Raw genomic sequence first — 16,213 nt, forward strand, 5'->3', positions numbered from 1 at the left:
GATCAGGTAGAATTAATAAATTGGATGTAAATAGGTAATTGTAATGCCTGACAAAATAAGTAGTAAATGCATTAAAGTGTATAAAGAGTTGGGAAATAATGCTATTAATATATTGAAAGAGATGGGTTTATTGAATCAGGATTTAAGGCCAAGAAAAGAAGGCAATTATTTATTGATTCCTATAGTAAATGAAAAATCTTTAAATGAGATTGGAAAACATTTTCCTTTTGAAATTTGTAATGAATTATTTGAAGAATATAAATTTAAATCAAAGAAATTAAATGCAATTATAGAAGGCATATCTAGTTATCTAATAATAGGTAAAATAGCAATAATAAATTATAAAGGTAACTTGGAAATATTGAGAAAAGCAGCAAGTGAAATTGCTAGGATTAATCCTAATATAGAAAGTGTATATGCAAAAATAGATACAGAGGGGGAATTTAGAGTACCAAAACTCATATTACTTTATGGAAAGGATAATACATTAACTTTGTATAAAGAAAATGGTTTGATTTTCTACATTGATATAAAAAAGGTTTATTTCAACCCAAGACTTGGGGGGGAGCATAATAGGATAGCAGATATGGTAAAAGATGGAGAATTTGTATTAGATATGTTTACAGGCGTAGGAGGTTTTGCATTAAACATTGCTAAGAAAAGAATATCAAGGGTTATAGGTGTTGATTTAAATCCCTATGCTATAAGTCTTGCATCTTTGAATGCAAAAATTAATAAAAAGACATTAAAAGGAGAAACATTTTTTATAAGAAGTGACTCTATGAACCTTGACAATATTATTAAAACTAAATTTGATAGAATAATAATGAATCATCCTACAGGTTCTCTTTCTTTTTTAAGAGCAGCATGCAATCTAATAAAAAATCAAGGTAATATACATCTATATACTTTATTAGACAATAAAAAACAAAATTTAAATATAATTTTGGATCAATTAAAAGTAAATTGCAATTATAGTTTCGAGATATCGCAAGTCAGAAGGGTATTAGATTATAGCCCAAAACAGTCAATCTATGAGATAAACATAAAAATATGATTAATATGCTATTACAAACGCAATTAAACCTGTTATAAATACTCCATCAAAAATTCCTGCTCCACCAATGCTTACTAAAGGAGCAAATATTTTTTCAGGCTCTTTTGCTAAATGCAATATATCTGCTCCCAACAAGCTGCCCATGGATCCGCTAATATATGCTGCTGAAGCAGCAGCTGGACTTATTCCAGCGATTAATATTGCTGGAATTGATGATATAATGGGCGGTATAAATGCTGGCACTGCTATTCCAACACCTTTTATAGGCTTTGCCAAAAAATATGTTGTTAAAGTATTAATAAGAAGAGAAACAATAAAAGCCATGTAAAATATTTTTGAATATGGGGAATAAATCATTAATATGAATAATGTTATTGAAACAAATAAGGGAACTAAAGCTCCTCCTATATTAACGGCAATAGACATGGTCTCTTCTCTAAAAGTCATTTTAGGAACTGGTATAGGAATCCCAAAAAAATCAACGTATTGTAATTCTAATACATTTTCTATTATTCCAGTTCTGATCCTTTTCACTATAAGGTTTACAAAACTCAAAGCTGGACTCAATACTATTAGTATTGCAGATAGTATGCCTAAAGGAAGAGCGTAACTTAAGGTAGATGACTGCGCTATATATACTGGAAATCTAAAGGCTATTAATGCTATAATAACTCCTGCCATTAGATAAAATCCCATAAATATTGGATGTGTTGGTGGGCTTATTACTATTCTTTTATTTTCTTCTATTGAAATTTCTTTTCACCTCAGATCATTTGATAAAATAAGGGTGAAAATATTTAAATATGCTTTTATGATTTTTTCAGCTTCTTAAAAGTTAAATAAGAAAAGCCTCCCGATATTAGACCTGAAAAAACATAAGTTAATCTCCATAAAATAACAACATTTAAAGGTAATAATAATGCAAGCCCATATTCAGCTCCTCCTTCTCCAGCTGGTGTAGGAAATGATGCCATAGAATAGTTAAACATTAGAGCTATAAAGATATTTAAATAAGTTATATCTAAATTTTTTAATAAAATTCTTATTGAAAATACTTGGATTATATATGCAACTAATGTAATAGCTATAGAATTTATTATTATTTTCTTATTTCCAGCAACTCTAAGTAAGTTTTGGAATCTATCTATCTCATATATTATTCTTTGCTTTATATTATCTTTTCCTATTTTACTAATAAGTTTCATAAACAAATTTTTTATGTTAACATTAAAAACTAAAATCCAAAATATTATGGTTAAAAAAGAGAAAATAGTTATACCTATAGATTTGGGTAGATAATATAATGATAATACAAATGATACAACTGATGGTATTATGCCGTCAAAAAATGACTGAAGAGAAGAAATACCAAATGCTTCTCCCATTGGAGTTTGAGAGTATTTACTTATTAATCCAGCAATTGTGAAAACACCTCCAAAATTTCCTGGGGTAATCGTTCCTGCAAAGAATCCGTTAAATTGAATTTCCATAGCTTCGATAAAATTTATTTTGCATTTTTTTAATGAATTGCATATGTAATAGAGCCTGAACGATTTTATAATTTCTGATAAAGTTATTAATAAGAATGAATATAGTAATAAAATGTTACCTTTGTATATTATATAGATGATTTTAATTGGATTTTCTGTAATTATGGAGAGCACTGCAATCATTATAATTAATAGCACTGCAATCATTAATAAATTTCTTCTATTCAAACTTAATTCCCAATAGCATGATGTAATTAAAAAAGAATTAAATTATTATGTTATCTTCAAAATTAAAATAGTTTATACTTGTATTTTTGTTGATATCTGTTCTTTGCTTTTATTCTTTAATTTATCTTCTTCCCAACTTTTTTCTACCATCTCAGCAGCTATCAAAGCCTTCTTCTGTATGTAGTCGGTTATGTAATTTAGTAAAAACCTTACGGGGCCATATTTGAATCCTTTAATATAAAATCTACTAACTATGTCTTTTGCCCAATAAGTGCTATGGTTTAAAGTTGCTTTAAGTAGATCTATGTGTTCTCTTGTTAAGAAATTCTTTCTAAACCAATCCCTTTCTTTTAATTGACCCATTGGGACAAAGAACATAGGAACTATTAAGCTCCTATATGGTCTTAACCTTTCTATGAGCTCTGTTGTAGCCATTACATCATCTGGCTCTTCTTCAGGAAGACCAACAATTAATGTTACTGCAGGAATTATATTGTGATCCATTAAAATTGAGAATGCGGATTCAACTACATCGGGCCACTTATCTGCGCTATAAGGGGCAGATTTAGCTGGCATGATTTTTTTGGCTAACTTAACACTACCTGTTTCTAGGCCTATTTCTACTCCTAAGAAATCTTGATTCCCGCTATACATGATATCTGTAAGCTTTGATATTAACTTATAGTTTTCTTCTGCATATTTTACAGCCGCTAAGCTCACATGAGACCATGCTATAGGTAAATCTGATATTTCTCTTACCATTGTGTGTAATTTCAAAAGTTTCTCTGGCCTGGGCCTAATTCCATCAGCAAAATAAAGTAAATTATCTTCACTATGAAGAAGTATTTGATCGATACCTTCACTCAGGTTTAATTTTACTTCTTCTATAACTTTTTCTGGCGGTATAGACCTCCACGCTCTTAGAGTTACGCTACAAAACTTGCATCCTCTAGGGCATCCTCTCATTATTTCTACAAGCCCATTTACGCTTGCATGCTTTATCTTAGGTATTTCATCCAATGACGGAACGTCAGGAGGTCCTATAAAAACATAATCTGGCAAATCTTCATTGTTAAGAGCTTTTTTAACTAGTTCAACAGAAACTTTTTCTGCTTCCCCGTCTACGACTGTATCAACCCCCCATTTTTTCCATTCCTCAAGAGACCATAACCACTGCCAAGCAGCAGGGCCGCCAACAATTATTTTTACCCCATTCTCTTTAGCTTTCCTTATAGCAGGGCTTTCCATGAATTTTCTAAATGAAACTCTATTAATAGGCTCCTTGCCTGTTATACTCCACCATTCGCTGCTTGGGGGACCATATGCAAAATAATCATGATGGCCTATCATTATTACTTTTACTGTATCTAAGTGCTTATTTATGTGATCTGGATCAATCACTGCTGCGTTTATTCCAGAATCAATTAAAGCAGCTTCTATTTTTCTAATACCATAAGGAGCTATAGCTGGCCTACCCAGCTTATCTACTTTTGGCTTAGGTGCTGCTATCCATTTCCAGATCGACTCTGGTAGACCAATAGATGGTCCAGTAGTCATAAATCCTAAGAACTCATGCTTATGATGATCACTCATCATTGTCCTATCAGTAGTTAATATTACATCAAATACCATTTCTATCACCTTAAATCGCTATCAGTCTTTTCTCTTACAATTATGATTGTTTGAGATAAAAATTCACCTAAAAAATCTCTAAGCTTTTCCATATAGGAATAATCAGAAGAGTTATAAACATGAATTATAACTCTTTTTGCCCTAGCCCTAAATGCGTTAACAAGCTCCTTTTTTACGTAACTAGCGTCTGATTTAGAATCCCAATTTATATGATAAACATCAACTCTACCTTGGTTTATTGTATTTTGGGTTTCAGGCAAACCATTCTCCCCTATGCATTATGTTATATTATGCGTAGGTTAAATAAATTTTATCATATATTGTTATAATTTCTATTATTAATAAATATATAAAATAATTTTTAGTACGAATCTAAAATTATTTATACAAATGAGTAATAGTTGTTGTTATTGTTTAATTCTTACTTTATTCAATCTAAAGCGTGTGAATTTAGTTTTTAAATAATATAAAATATTAATATTTATAAAAATAATATAAAATGCTAATTTAAAGGCTCTAGAGCATAGTTTTTTTGTGGAGATGGTGGGGTAAAATTATGTCAGAAGAGAATCAATCTAACAATTCGAAAGAAATAATTTTGAGAGTATCTGAGGCAAGGCCAAGAGATACTGGGAAAAGAAGAGTAAGAATAGATGTTGATATAATGAAGCAACTAAATGTTGAACCAGGTGATATAGTAGAAATAGAAGGTAAGAAGAAGACAGTTGCTGTTGTATGGCCATCATTGCCTGAAGACCAAGGCCTAGATATAATAAGAATGGATGGTATATTGAGAAAAAACGCAGACATTAATATTGGAGACAAGGTAATTGTTAGAAAGGCTATTCCAAAACAGGCTACAAAAGTAAAGTTGGCTCCAACAGTTCATTCGATATCAGTTGATGAGGGATTTAAAAAATATGTTAAAAAGAAGCTTGTTGGAACTCCTGTCATTGAAGGAGATGTTATAGTCGTTCCTGTTATAGGTCAGGCCGTCCAATTGACAGTAATAGATACAAGACCAAGAGGAATTGTTATAATAAGTGAAAAAACTTCAGTTGATATTCTTGAAAAGCCAATGACACAAATAAACGTTCCTAAGGTAACTTACGAGGATATAGGCGGTTTAAGGGAAGTAGTATCTAGAATTAGAGAATTGGTTGAGTTACCATTAAGGCACCCGGAACTATTTGCAAGACTCGGAATTGAGCCACCTAAGGGAGTTCTTCTCTTTGGTCCTCCAGGAACCGGTAAGACATTATTAGCAAAAGCGGTTGCAACAGAAAGCGATGCATATTTTGTTGCAATAAATGGTCCTGAAATCATGAGTAAGTTTTACGGAGAAAGTGAACAAAGATTAAGAGAGATTTTTGAAGAGGCCAAGAAAAATGCGCCAGCAATAATATTTATCGATGAAATAGATGCAATAGCTCCTAAGAGAGACGAAGTTGTAGGAGAAGTGGAAAGAAGAGTAGTGGCACAGTTATTGGCTCTAATGGATGGTCTTGAAAATAGGGGCCAGGTAATAGTTATTGGAGCAACAAACAGGCCAAATGCAGTAGATCCAGCATTAAGGAGACCTGGTAGGTTTGATAGAGAAATTGAAGTACCTTTACCTGATAAGCAAGGAAGATTGGAAATCTTGCAGATACATACAAGACATATGCCATTAGATAACGATGTTGATATGGAAAGGCTATCAGAAATTACAAAAGGATATACAGGGGCAGATTTGGCAGCATTAGTAAAAGAGGCCGCCATGCATGCACTAAGAAGATATCTGCCAGAGATTGATATAGAGCAGGAGAAAATACCAGTTGAAGTTTTAGAAAAAATGGTAGTTACTATGGAGGATTTTATCGCCGCGTTTAAAGAAATAACGCCTAGCGGATTAAGAGAGATTCAGGTTGAAATACCAGAAGTTCATTGGGAAGATATAGGAGGTTTAGATAGCTTAAAGCAAGAATTAAGAGAGGTAGTAGAATGGCCATTAAAGTACCCAAATTCATTTAAGAGGATTGGAGTTCAACCACCTAAGGGAGTTCTTCTCTTTGGTCCTCCAGGAACCGGTAAGACATTATTAGCAAAAGCAGTTGCAACAGAAAGCGGAGCTAACTTCATAACAGTTAGAGGGCCAGAAGTATTAAGTAAATGGGTAGGTGAAAGCGAAAAAGCAATAAGGGAAATCTTTAAAAAAGCCAGACAATATGCACCTGCAGTAGTTTTCTTTGATGAAATTGATGCTATAGCAGCTTTAAGAGGCACCGATGAGGGGACAAGGGTAGGAGAAAGGATAGTTAGCCAACTTCTTACTGAAATAGATGGAATTACCGACCTTCAAAACGTTGTTGTTATAGCAGCAACAAACAGACCAGAAATGGTTGACCCAGCCTTAATAAGACCCGGAAGGTTAGAAAAACTAGTTTATGTTCCACCCCCAGATGAGAGAGGCCGGCTTGAAATATTGCAAATACATACAAGAACAGTACCTTTAGGAGATGATGTTGATTTAGTTGACATAGCAAAGAGGACTAATGGATATACAGGTGCAGATCTAGCGGCATTAGTAAGAGAGGCTGCTATGGGTGCTTTGAGGGAAGACTTACAAAACGGAATAGTGAAAAAGAGGCATTTTGATGTTGCATTATCAAAGGTGAAGCCAAGTGTAACCCAATACATGATAGAATATTATATGAAATGGATGGAAACAGCTAGGCAAATAAATCCAGGTAGATCTACAGCGACATCTATAACCTATTGAGGTGATAAATTTGAGTATATGGGCAGAATCTCCGTATTTAAACATAGTATATGATGAGATAAAAAGGTTAACTAAAGATGGAGAAATTCCTGTTTCTGAAAGAGAAATCATATCAAGTTTATCTCGTCAAGGATATGAAATGTCTCCTGCTGACCTAATAAAGATTTTAATAAAATTAGAGATAATGGGTTTAATAGTAGTAAGTTCTAGTACAAAGGAAGACAGGCTTATTAAATTAAAGAAGTCAATGGAACAATTTGAAATCCCCCATCAAGTAGATAATGAAAGTTAACGAAAAATTAAAACGTTTTAATTTTTATTTTAATAAGTGGTGAAACTTTTGGGAGTAAACTTAAAAGACCTGATTCCAGAAAACGCAAAACAAGATATCGAAATAAAATCTTTAAAAGGTTATTCTATAGCCCTGGATGGGTATAATATGTTATATCAATTTCTTGCTGCAATCAGACAACCTGATGGAACACCATTAATAGATTCGCAAGGTAACATAACTAGTCATATAAGCGGTCTATTTTATAGAACAATAAACTTAATTGAAGAAGGCGTTAAACCTATATATGTTTTTGATGGAAAACCTCCGGAAATGAAAAAAAGGGAAATTGAGGAGAGAATTTCTAGAAGGCAGCAATATGCGGAAAAATATCAAAAGGCAAAAGAAGAAGGCCGTATAGAAGAGGCGAAAAAATATGCTCAAGCATCTACGTCTCTTTCAAGCACAATGGTAAATGATGCAAAGCAGCTATTAACTTATATGGGTATACCATGGATTCAAGCGCCAGCTGATGGAGAGGCACAGGCAGCTTACATGGCTAAAAAAGGTGATGTATATGCTGCAGGAAGCCAGGATTATGATAGCCTACTTTTTGGTTCTCCAAAACTAGTTAGAAATCTCGCAATAACTGGTAAAAGAAAGCTTCCAAATAAAGAAGAATATATTGAGATAAAACCTGAACTAATAAATTTATCAGATATGCTTAAACTACTAGATATTAGTAGAGAACAATTAATCTTAATAGGTATTTTATTAGGAACAGATTTTAATCCTGATGGAGTAAAGGGTTATGGGCCAAAAACTGCTTTAAAGTTCGTTAAGGAATATAAGGATCCGATAAAGGCTTTAAATTCAATAAAAGTTGATTGGGGAGATGTTGATCCTATAAAGATATATAATTATTTCTTAAGTCCTCCATCAAATGATAATTATAAAATAGACTGGAAAGAGCCAGATGAAGAAAAAATATTAGATATGTTAGTTAAGCAACATGATTTTAATGAAGATAGGGTTAAAAAGGCCATAGAAAGGCTAAGAAAGTCTTATAAAGAATCAATAAAAACAAAGCAGGCAAGATTAGATAATTGGTTTAAGTAATTTTATAAAATTAATAATAAAAAATTATATATTTTTTAGGATTTTATTTAATTTATCAGAATCAATATGTTGGTTTAATTTTTCCTCTTCATTAATTATTTTTGTTGATCTGGCAGATTCCACAAATTCAAAATATATGTCATTGTTTGTTAATATTTTAAATATTCTTTTAGCAGAATCTCCTATCTCATCTACTTTAAATTTTTCATATGATGGGACTTTAACTACATAATATATATTTCCATCTGGACTATAATAAATATTGGCCGACTTTATTTCTATGTTGTGCAATAGTTTATATACTAACTCTTTTGGATTATTTGTGAATTCTATCAAAATAATCTTATTAAAACCAAAATTGCTAAGCTTTTCTCTTAGGTATTTTTCAATCTCATGCTTATGTTGACCCAAATTTTCTAACATTACATATAACTTTTTATCAAATATAATGGATTTCTTATAATTTACATCTTTCATTCCTTTTAGTTTGTCTTCTAATTCTAATAAAACTTTCATTACATCTACTTCCCATTTTTCATATAGTCCTTTGTCTATTTTTGCTTGACAGTTTGGGCACAGCATTCCACTTTTGACACAAATCTTATCTAATGGTATCTGCACTTTTTTCACCACTGGTATTACTACAAATAAACCTTTTATAAATTTGTAAAATGATAAAATTTAATTTCTTTTAATAATTCTTATAAGTATAATATAAATGATAAATTACTATTTGCAGTAGTAACACACATAAACTTATTTAAAGGTAATTGATAAAGGTTAAATAACTGTTTTGAGATTAAAGTAATGGTGAGTTAAAGTGGAGAAGTTTATGGAAGGGCTTAGCTTGGTTATAAGGGAATCGTTAAAGAATCCAAAATATAGATATATTATGATAGCTGTGGCGTTAATTTCTTTATTGGCTGCTTTTGGAACTGGTATGGCTATAGCTCATGCTGCAACCGGTTCTTCTACTGCAGCTGTTTCGCCTTACTCTGAACTAGGTAAAGCTATTGGTTCAGGTTTAGCAATAGGTCTAGCAGGAATTGGTGGAGGTTACGCTGTAGGTGTTGCTGGTGCTGCAGCAATAAGTGCTGTCGCAGAAAACAGGGAGCTATTTGGAACAGCATTCATATTTGTGGTATTAGGAGAAGGAATAGCAATATATGGATTATTGATAGCGATAATAATATTGTTTGTATTGCCATGATTTTTTAACATGCAATATTTATATTTTGTTTTATGCTTGTAATATCCAGTAATTAAACGGTGTTAGAAGTGGTGGAACCAAGAAAGGAAAAGAAAGAAAAAGATTTTTCTCAATGGTATGATTGGATACTAGAAAGGGCTGAAGTTTACGATTACGGAAGGTATCCAGTTAAGGGTATGGGTATTTGGTTGCCATATGGATTTCAAATAAGGAAAAGAACTATAGATTTAATGAGAGATTTACTAGATTCAAAGGATCATGAAGAGATTTTGTTCCCTCTCTTAATTCCAAAATGGATGTTAGAAAAAGAAGGAGAGCATATAAAAGGCTTTGAAGATGAAGTATTTTGGGTAACCCATGGAGGAACTGAAGAACTAGATCAAAAGTTAGCCCTTAGACCAACAAGCGAAACGATTATAACATATTATGAATCACTTTGGTATCAAAGTTATAAACAATTACCAAAAAAATTGTATCAAATAGTTAGTATGTTTAGATATGAAACCAAAGCAACAAGACCATTAATAAGATTAAGAGAAGTAACAAGTTTTAAAGAAGCTCACACAATTCATGATAGTTTTGATAGTGCAGAAAACCAAATAAAAGAAGCAATAGACATATATAAAAAGTTCTTTGATGAATTAGGAATACCTTATATAATTAGTAAAAGGCCCGATTGGGATAAGTTTGCAGGAGCATTATATACTATAGCTTTCGATACGATAATGCCTGATGGTAAAACATTACAAATAGGAACTGTACATCATTTAGGCCAAAGTTTTTCAAAAGCATTTAACTACAAGATACAATTAAAGGATGAATCTTTTGATCATCCATGGCAGACAAGTTATGGTATAAGCGATAGGGTTATTGCAACAATAATTGGTGTACATGGAGATGATAATGGTCTAGTGTTGCCACCTGACATAGCCCCTATACAGGTGGTGATAGTTCCAATACCATCAAATAATGAATCAGAAGCACAATCTGTAATTGAATATAGCAAAAATATACTTAATAAACTTGTTGATTCTAAAATTAGATGCAAAATTGACGATAGGCCAGACATCACTCCTGGAGAAAAATACTATTATTGGGAGGCTAAAGGTATTCCTGTTAGAATAGAAATTGGCTCTAGAGAATTAAAGAATCGTACCATAACTATAGTTAGAAGAGATACTTTAGCAAGAAAGGTAGTTGAAGAAAGCAATGTTATAAAAGAAACTAATTTAATTCTAGAAAGCATCAAAAACAATTTATATGAAAGAGCGTGGAAGAATTTACAACAAAAAATATACGAGTTTGATAATATAAAAGAAGCAAAGGATTATATAAATAAAAAAGGAATTGTTGAAATCCCCTGGTGCGGTAAAGATACATGCGCAAACAAAATCATGGAAGAGCTCGAGGCAAAAAGTTTAGGAACACCATGGCCTTCTAAGAAATTATCTGGCAAAAAATGCCCTATATGTGGTGAAAAAGCTTTTACGGTTATGAGATATGCAAAACAATATTAGAATATTAATAAAAAATCTAGTGCTCAGAGGGCTCCTTGTCGTCATTAACTTTTAAGTTTCCGGGTCCACCACACTCTTCATCGCATTTTATACTATTGAAAATGGGCTTATAATTTGTTTATTTTTTAATTAACTTGACGTATGAAAATTTTAATTTTATCTTTTAATTTAGTTTAATAGGGGTCTGCTTGAATAAATATAAAATTAACAATATGATAGGTGTATTAGTTCCTTTTACATTATCAGCTTATGTAGTATTTTCAATTTCCATGGTTCTAACCCAAATTTCAAGTTATTTTAATGTACCTCTTTACATTATCAGCTTAACATTTCCTATAGACTTTATAGGAGGAGCTATAGGAGGATTTATTTTAGGAAGATATGCAGATAAAGTTGGTAGGAAGTTTACAACAATTTTATCTATAATTTTGTTTTCTTTATTTCTAATTATTTCATCATTTTCTAATTCTATCATTGAATTATTTATAAGCTGGTTCTTTGTTGGTTTTGGCGTAAATGCTGAGAATGGCATAGCATATGCATTAATAGTTGAAACTTTGGGCTCATATACAGGGTCATTTGGGGGATTAGTTCAAGGTCTTTATTATGTAGGATTTGGATTAGATGTTTTAACGTTTAGTTTTATTAGATATTGGAGATTCCTATTTTTAACTATCGGTATAATAAGTTTAGTTTTTGGCATAATATCTTCAGTAGTTATTAAAGAAACGTTGAAAACTCATCAAAAAAGGGTATCAAATATAGGTGACCTTTTTATTAGCAAATATAGATATAAAACAATTTTGTTATCTTTAATAGTTGTAGGAGCATTTTTGCTAAGTGTTCCTTTATTAAGTATTGCTCCAACTTTAATTGAAAAGCTTGATATGACATCAGATATAGGTATACTTTCTATAATTGGCTTTCTTTCTTATTGGTTTGCTGGCTTTTTGTCTGATAAAATAGGAAGAGGTAAAACTACTATGAGCTTTTCAGCCTTAGGGCTTATTTCAGGTTTTTTATTAATATTTGCTAAGAATTCTTATTTTATAGTTCTTCTCTTAGCATTGCTTTATATATCATCTGGATTGTTTTCATATGATGGTATCTGGGTTAGTGAAAACTATCCAATAGAGTTGAGAGCTACTGCTTCAAATTTTGTTTTCATGTTTGGTAGAATTTTGGGCGGGTTTGCTCCAGAAATAACCTCAGTAATAGGGGTTTCAAGTCTTTCTTTTGGAATTGGCATAGTTTCAATTTTTTCTTCGGTTTTAATTTTTATAGTTTCTATTATTTTTATTTTAATAGAGAATAAATGATAGCAAGCCCTTCCCCTTTAAGGTACTGTAAGGTTTTTCTGTTCTTGCAGTATAGAGTAGGAAAGGAGAGAAATAAGATCTATAAAGGAATGTAACTAATGTCTAAAATTTTTTATTTTTATTGTTTGAAAATTCTTTTAAGATTCCTTAAGTGAAATGAAGTATGTGCTCATATACTGTTAAATTTCTCTAAAAACCTAACTTTTTGGGTTAGGAAAAAGTTCAGTTCAATAAAGGTATCTTTAGGTGGTATAATAAACTGCATTTTATTTAATCAAGTAAAATTTTATAATAAATTTTGTTAATAATTTATAACTGCTGGTCAAATCGACTAGATTCGGTGACGTATTTGGCTGAAAAAACATCTATAGGATTTCCATGGGCAGCTTTCGTCGCATTATCTTTAGGTATGATAGTGTTCGGATTAGCAGAAAGCTATGGTCCATTATCTGCACTAACTGAAGTTATACCATCAAATCTGGCATGGCTTGGATTTACATTACCATATTTGTTCGGAGGAATTGGCGCCTTATTAGCTGGATACATTGCTGATGCGCTAGGAAGAAAGCTTGCGTTTATTTTGTCGTCAGGCTTGGTCCTATTAGGTATGATATTATATTTACCAGTATGGCTTAATTTCGTTTCTGGTGTTGCAAGAACAATAACGCTTTTGGTATCCATAGCAATAGTTGGAATGGCAGCTATAGGCTTAGAAAGCCCGGTATTAGCCATGATATCAGAAAGCGTTAATTCTCAATACAGAAGTAAGTTGCTTGTTATAGGACCAAATTTTGGAAATCTGGGAGTAGCTTTAGCATATGTTCCATTGCTCATATTCGGAATAAATAGTGCTATTGCAGCTTCTGCTAATTATGAGCTAGCTTTAATCCTCATGTATGTAGCACCAACAATCGGATTGATATTGGCATGGTTAAAGGCATCAGAGACGTTACCTTGGAGGGCAGTTAAAAAGCAAAGTAATGTAGAAGATGCATGGAAGAAAATAGATAACACAACCGAAATAGTAAATCCAAATGCAGGTCTAGGCCTTAGGTTCTTAACATTAATCCTTATAGGAATTGTTCAGGATGTTGCATTCGTTTACATAACATATGGTGCATCATTTGCATATTTCAGCAATGTAGCAGCATATGTTCCTTTGATCGGAGGCTTCACTATGACTATAGTAGGAGTAGTTGCAGGCTTGTTAGTTACATCTAAAGTGAGTAGAAAAGTCTTCTCATTAATGTCTTATGGTATGTTAGCTGTGTTTTGGGCATTATTGTGGATAGTTGGTAGTGTAGCAAAGTCATCATTTGCTATATTGTCAATGTTCACGTTACTTATGGTTCCGGTAGAATTAACATGGGCATCTAGAGCTTTGTTAGAACCTGAATTATTCCCAACTAACAGAAGAGGTCTATACGTTTCTTTGGTAAGATTTGTAGTTTGGGTTTCTTCAGCTATAATAGCAGGTCTATTGATATTAATACCTTTACCATTTGCAATAGGTGCCGCTTCAATGTTTATAATAGCATTAATAGGAGTCGGTGGAACGTTAGTTTGGTATTACAAAGGATTCGAAACTGGAAACAAGAACTTATTGGGATTAGATTTGGAGAAAACAGCCCGTTCAATAGCTCCTGTAAAGGTTTCTGACCCAAAAGATAATTAATTTTTTCTTTATTTTTAATTTCATTTTTTAAATAAACTATAAAATTAGTTATTATAATAAAATCAATGGAGTTAGGGATGAAAAATAGCAATGAATTAGAAATTAAGAGTAAAGGATTGGAAGAAGATTTTTGGAGGAATATAGTATCTGAAATAGAAAATTATTCTAAAAAGGGATGCTATGAAAAGGTAAATATATTGATGAGTCTTTTTACATTAAAAAAACTTAGAATAATTGCAACTTCGTTGGCTAAGGGCTCAAATGTTATTATAGATGCAGGAAGTGGTCCTGGGACTTCAACAAAATATATTAGAGTTATTCATAATTATTCTCAAATAATTGCAATGGACCCATCATTTGCTATGATTAAAATGGCTAAAGATAATATAGGAGGCATAAATGCAATTAATGGTATGTTTGAGAATATTCCTATTAAAGATTCTTCTGCAGATGCAATAGTAGCTATGTTTTCTTTTAGAGATGCAAGGAATTATGATAAAGCTTTACGCGAATTTTCTAGAGTCTTGAAAAGAAAAGGTAAATTAATTATATTAGACCTATATAGGCCTGAATCAGCGTTAGAAAAAATAATATCATTTTTTCAATTTAACATATTATCAGTTATATCAGGTCTTCTTATGGGATGCGGTAAAGAAGCTCTATTATACCCTAATTTGCATAAAACTATTAATTATATGTATTCACCAAAAGAGTTTATAATGTTGGCAAGAAATTATTTTGAGAATGTAAATTTTAAGAAAATGCCTATTATAGTAGGGATATTATATGCGACAAATCCAAAGAAATTTTATTAAATATTTATTTAAATATATTGCTTAGCAAGATTCTTAATGTATAGAATATTTAAGCATTCTTAAATGTTTGTGAAAAAAGGTAGTAAGGATACATATTAATAACCCCTAAATATGATATGAGTAATGGAAGAAGTGGTGTGCAAAGGTTGAATAAAGAAATCTCCTATGAAGACATAGACAATTTAATACTTGAAAAATGGGAAAAGGTTAGAGAATATCTTCAACCAAAAATATATGATGCAGCAAAGACTATGGAGAATTTAGGAATAGAAGGGATACCAAAATATTTGGTAACAGGAGGTAAAATGTTTAGAGGGTTTTTAACGATTCTTTTTGCAGAGTCTCTTGGATCTAATATTGAATTCGCCTCGGATGCTGCAGTAGCTATTGAGATGGTACATGCAGCTAGCTTAGCAATAGATGATATAGTTGATAACGATGTTAATAGGAGAGGAAAATTATCTAGTTGGATTGTATATGGTATTGGAAAGACTGCTTTAACGGCTCTCCTTTTAGTTCCAGTAGCTCAAAGAGTGATAGAAAAATATGGATTCGATGCTATAAAATACAGCATTAAATCATGGGAATCTATGGTAAGAGGAGAAATTATGGATGCATATGCTTCAATAAAATTGTTACCTTCAGAATATTTAAATGTTGTTAAATTAAAAACAGCATCATTATTTAGTTTATCAACAGTTTTAGGAGCAATTGCCGCTAAGAACTCAACAGTATTAGATAATGCAGAATTTTATGGAGATAAGTTAGGTATAGCATATCAATTAGCTGATGATATAAGTGATTATTATTCATATTTAATAGGAAAAAAAGAAAAGCTCGATCCGGGAGAAGTGTTATTTGAAAAATGGATTATGCAAAAGTACGCAATCAAAGATAGAGGTGATGATATAGTAAAAAATGGAATGAATATGTTAAATGATATAGTCTTTGAAGCTTCAAATTCAATAAGTGAATTTCCTGATTCAAGTCAAAAATCTATGCTTGAAAGAATCCCATATTTTATGGTAAGTAAAATGCTTGAAAGTTCTGGATTATCCTTTAAAAAATTTAACGAAGAATAATATAAGGTTATTATTTTAGGTTAATTAATATATTAAT

The 16,213-nt window shown here is 31.6% G+C and carries 15 protein-coding genes; 10 read left to right on the forward strand and 5 right to left on the reverse strand.

Going from position 1 to position 16,213, the window contains the following annotated elements:
* The first annotated feature begins 43 nt into the window (after positions 1-43).
* Positions 44-1,057 carry a class I SAM-dependent methyltransferase gene (locus ACP5GV_RS01380; RefSeq protein WP_428101862.1) on the forward strand — a complete coding sequence of 338 codons (1,014 nt, stop codon included), beginning with the start codon at positions 44-46 and terminating at the stop codon, positions 1,055-1,057.
* Here ACP5GV_RS01380 and ACP5GV_RS01385 read toward each other — a convergent pair whose 3' ends face one another.
* The 4 genes from ACP5GV_RS01385 to ACP5GV_RS01400 all read right to left on the reverse strand — a co-directional run bounded on the left by ACP5GV_RS01385 (position 1,058) and on the right by ACP5GV_RS01400 (position 4,667).
* A complete protein-coding gene (locus tag ACP5GV_RS01385) occupies positions 1,058-1,738 on the reverse strand; it encodes a DUF1614 domain-containing protein (protein WP_428101864.1) in 681 nt (226 codons plus the stop codon). It abuts the gene before it with no gap.
* A 128-nt stretch (positions 1,739-1,866) separates the two neighbouring features.
* Positions 1,867-2,775 carry a lysylphosphatidylglycerol synthase transmembrane domain-containing protein gene (locus ACP5GV_RS01390; RefSeq protein WP_428101866.1) on the reverse strand — a complete coding sequence of 303 codons (909 nt, stop codon included), beginning with the start codon at positions 2,773-2,775 and terminating at the stop codon, positions 1,867-1,869.
* Positions 2,776-2,847: 72 nt separating this feature from the next.
* Positions 2,848-4,407 (reverse strand): B12-binding domain-containing radical SAM protein, encoded by a 1,560-nt coding sequence (locus tag ACP5GV_RS01395; RefSeq protein ID WP_428101868.1) that lies wholly within the window; start codon positions 4,405-4,407, stop codon positions 2,848-2,850.
* Between the two features lie 5 nt (positions 4,408-4,412).
* Positions 4,413-4,667, reverse strand: a complete 255-nt coding sequence (locus tag ACP5GV_RS01400; protein WP_428069275.1) for a hypothetical protein — start codon at positions 4,665-4,667, stop codon at positions 4,413-4,415.
* 296 nt (positions 4,668-4,963) lie between these two features.
* Here ACP5GV_RS01400 and ACP5GV_RS01405 point away from each other — a divergent pair, with 296 nt between their 5' ends.
* From ACP5GV_RS01405 to fen, 3 genes are read left to right on the forward strand one after another with little or no spacing between them, the layout of a single operon-like run.
* Entirely contained in the window at positions 4,964-7,168 is a 2,205-nt protein-coding gene (locus ACP5GV_RS01405) for a CDC48 family AAA ATPase (protein WP_428101870.1), read from the forward strand.
* A 10-nt stretch (positions 7,169-7,178) separates the two neighbouring features.
* Positions 7,179-7,460 carry a hypothetical protein gene (locus ACP5GV_RS01410; RefSeq protein ID WP_292319440.1) on the forward strand — a complete coding sequence of 94 codons (282 nt, stop codon included), beginning with the start codon at positions 7,179-7,181 and terminating at the stop codon, positions 7,458-7,460.
* A gap of 48 nt (positions 7,461-7,508) precedes the next feature.
* Positions 7,509-8,558, forward strand: coding sequence for a flap endonuclease-1 (fen, locus tag ACP5GV_RS01415; RefSeq protein ID WP_367117881.1), 1,050 nt, complete (start codon positions 7,509-7,511; stop codon positions 8,556-8,558).
* 24 nt (positions 8,559-8,582) lie between these two features.
* On the opposite strand, the gene ACP5GV_RS01420 is transcribed toward fen, so the two are convergent.
* A complete protein-coding gene (locus ACP5GV_RS01420) occupies positions 8,583-9,179 on the reverse strand; it encodes a hypothetical protein (RefSeq protein ID WP_428069143.1) in 597 nt (198 codons plus the stop codon).
* Between the two features lie 199 nt (positions 9,180-9,378).
* On the opposite strand from ACP5GV_RS01420, the gene ACP5GV_RS01425 reads away from it, so the two are divergent.
* From ACP5GV_RS01425 to ACP5GV_RS01450, 6 genes are all read left to right on the forward strand, one after another.
* Complete coding sequence (locus ACP5GV_RS01425) at positions 9,379-9,768, forward strand: hypothetical protein (RefSeq protein WP_428101873.1); 390 nt, start codon at positions 9,379-9,381, stop codon at positions 9,766-9,768.
* Between the two features lie 71 nt (positions 9,769-9,839).
* Complete coding sequence (gene proS, locus ACP5GV_RS01430; protein ID WP_428101938.1) at positions 9,840-11,285, forward strand: proline--tRNA ligase; 1,446 nt, start codon at positions 9,840-9,842, stop codon at positions 11,283-11,285.
* A 188-nt stretch (positions 11,286-11,473) separates the two neighbouring features.
* Complete coding sequence (locus ACP5GV_RS01435; RefSeq protein ID WP_428101875.1) at positions 11,474-12,604, forward strand: MFS transporter; 1,131 nt, start codon at positions 11,474-11,476, stop codon at positions 12,602-12,604.
* Positions 12,605-12,944: 340 nt separating this feature from the next.
* A complete protein-coding gene (locus tag ACP5GV_RS01440; protein WP_428101877.1) occupies positions 12,945-14,279 on the forward strand; it encodes an MFS transporter in 1,335 nt (444 codons plus the stop codon).
* Positions 14,280-14,356: 77 nt separating this feature from the next.
* On the forward strand, positions 14,357-15,094 hold the full coding sequence (locus tag ACP5GV_RS01445) for a class I SAM-dependent methyltransferase (protein WP_428069150.1): 738 nt from the start codon (positions 14,357-14,359) through the stop codon (positions 15,092-15,094).
* A gap of 146 nt (positions 15,095-15,240) precedes the next feature.
* On the forward strand, positions 15,241-16,176 hold the full coding sequence (locus tag ACP5GV_RS01450) for a polyprenyl synthetase family protein (RefSeq protein ID WP_428101879.1): 936 nt from the start codon (positions 15,241-15,243) through the stop codon (positions 16,174-16,176).
* The last annotated feature ends 37 nt before the right edge of the window (positions 16,177-16,213 follow it).

This window comes from Caldisphaera sp. (assembly GCF_049974385.1).
GTDB lineage: Archaea > Thermoproteota > Thermoprotei_A > Sulfolobales > Acidilobaceae > Caldisphaera.

What these genes read in the sequence shown, in the direction of transcription:
- ACP5GV_RS01380 (WP_428101862.1), top strand. Translation starts at nt 44, where the DNA reads ATGCCTGACAAAATAAGTAGTAAATGCATTAAAGTGTATAAAGAGTTG.
- ACP5GV_RS01385 (WP_428101864.1), bottom strand. Translation starts at nt 1,738, where the DNA reads ATGGCAGGAGTTATTATAGCATTAATAGCCTTTAGATTTCCAGTATAT.
- ACP5GV_RS01395 (WP_428101868.1), bottom strand. Translation starts at nt 4,407, where the DNA reads ATGGTATTTGATGTAATATTAACTACTGATAGGACAATGATGAGTGAT.
- ACP5GV_RS01405 (WP_428101870.1), top strand. Translation starts at nt 4,964, where the DNA reads ATGTCAGAAGAGAATCAATCTAACAATTCGAAAGAAATAATTTTGAGA.
- ACP5GV_RS01445 (WP_428069150.1), top strand. Translation starts at nt 14,357, where the DNA reads ATGAAAAATAGCAATGAATTAGAAATTAAGAGTAAAGGATTGGAAGAA.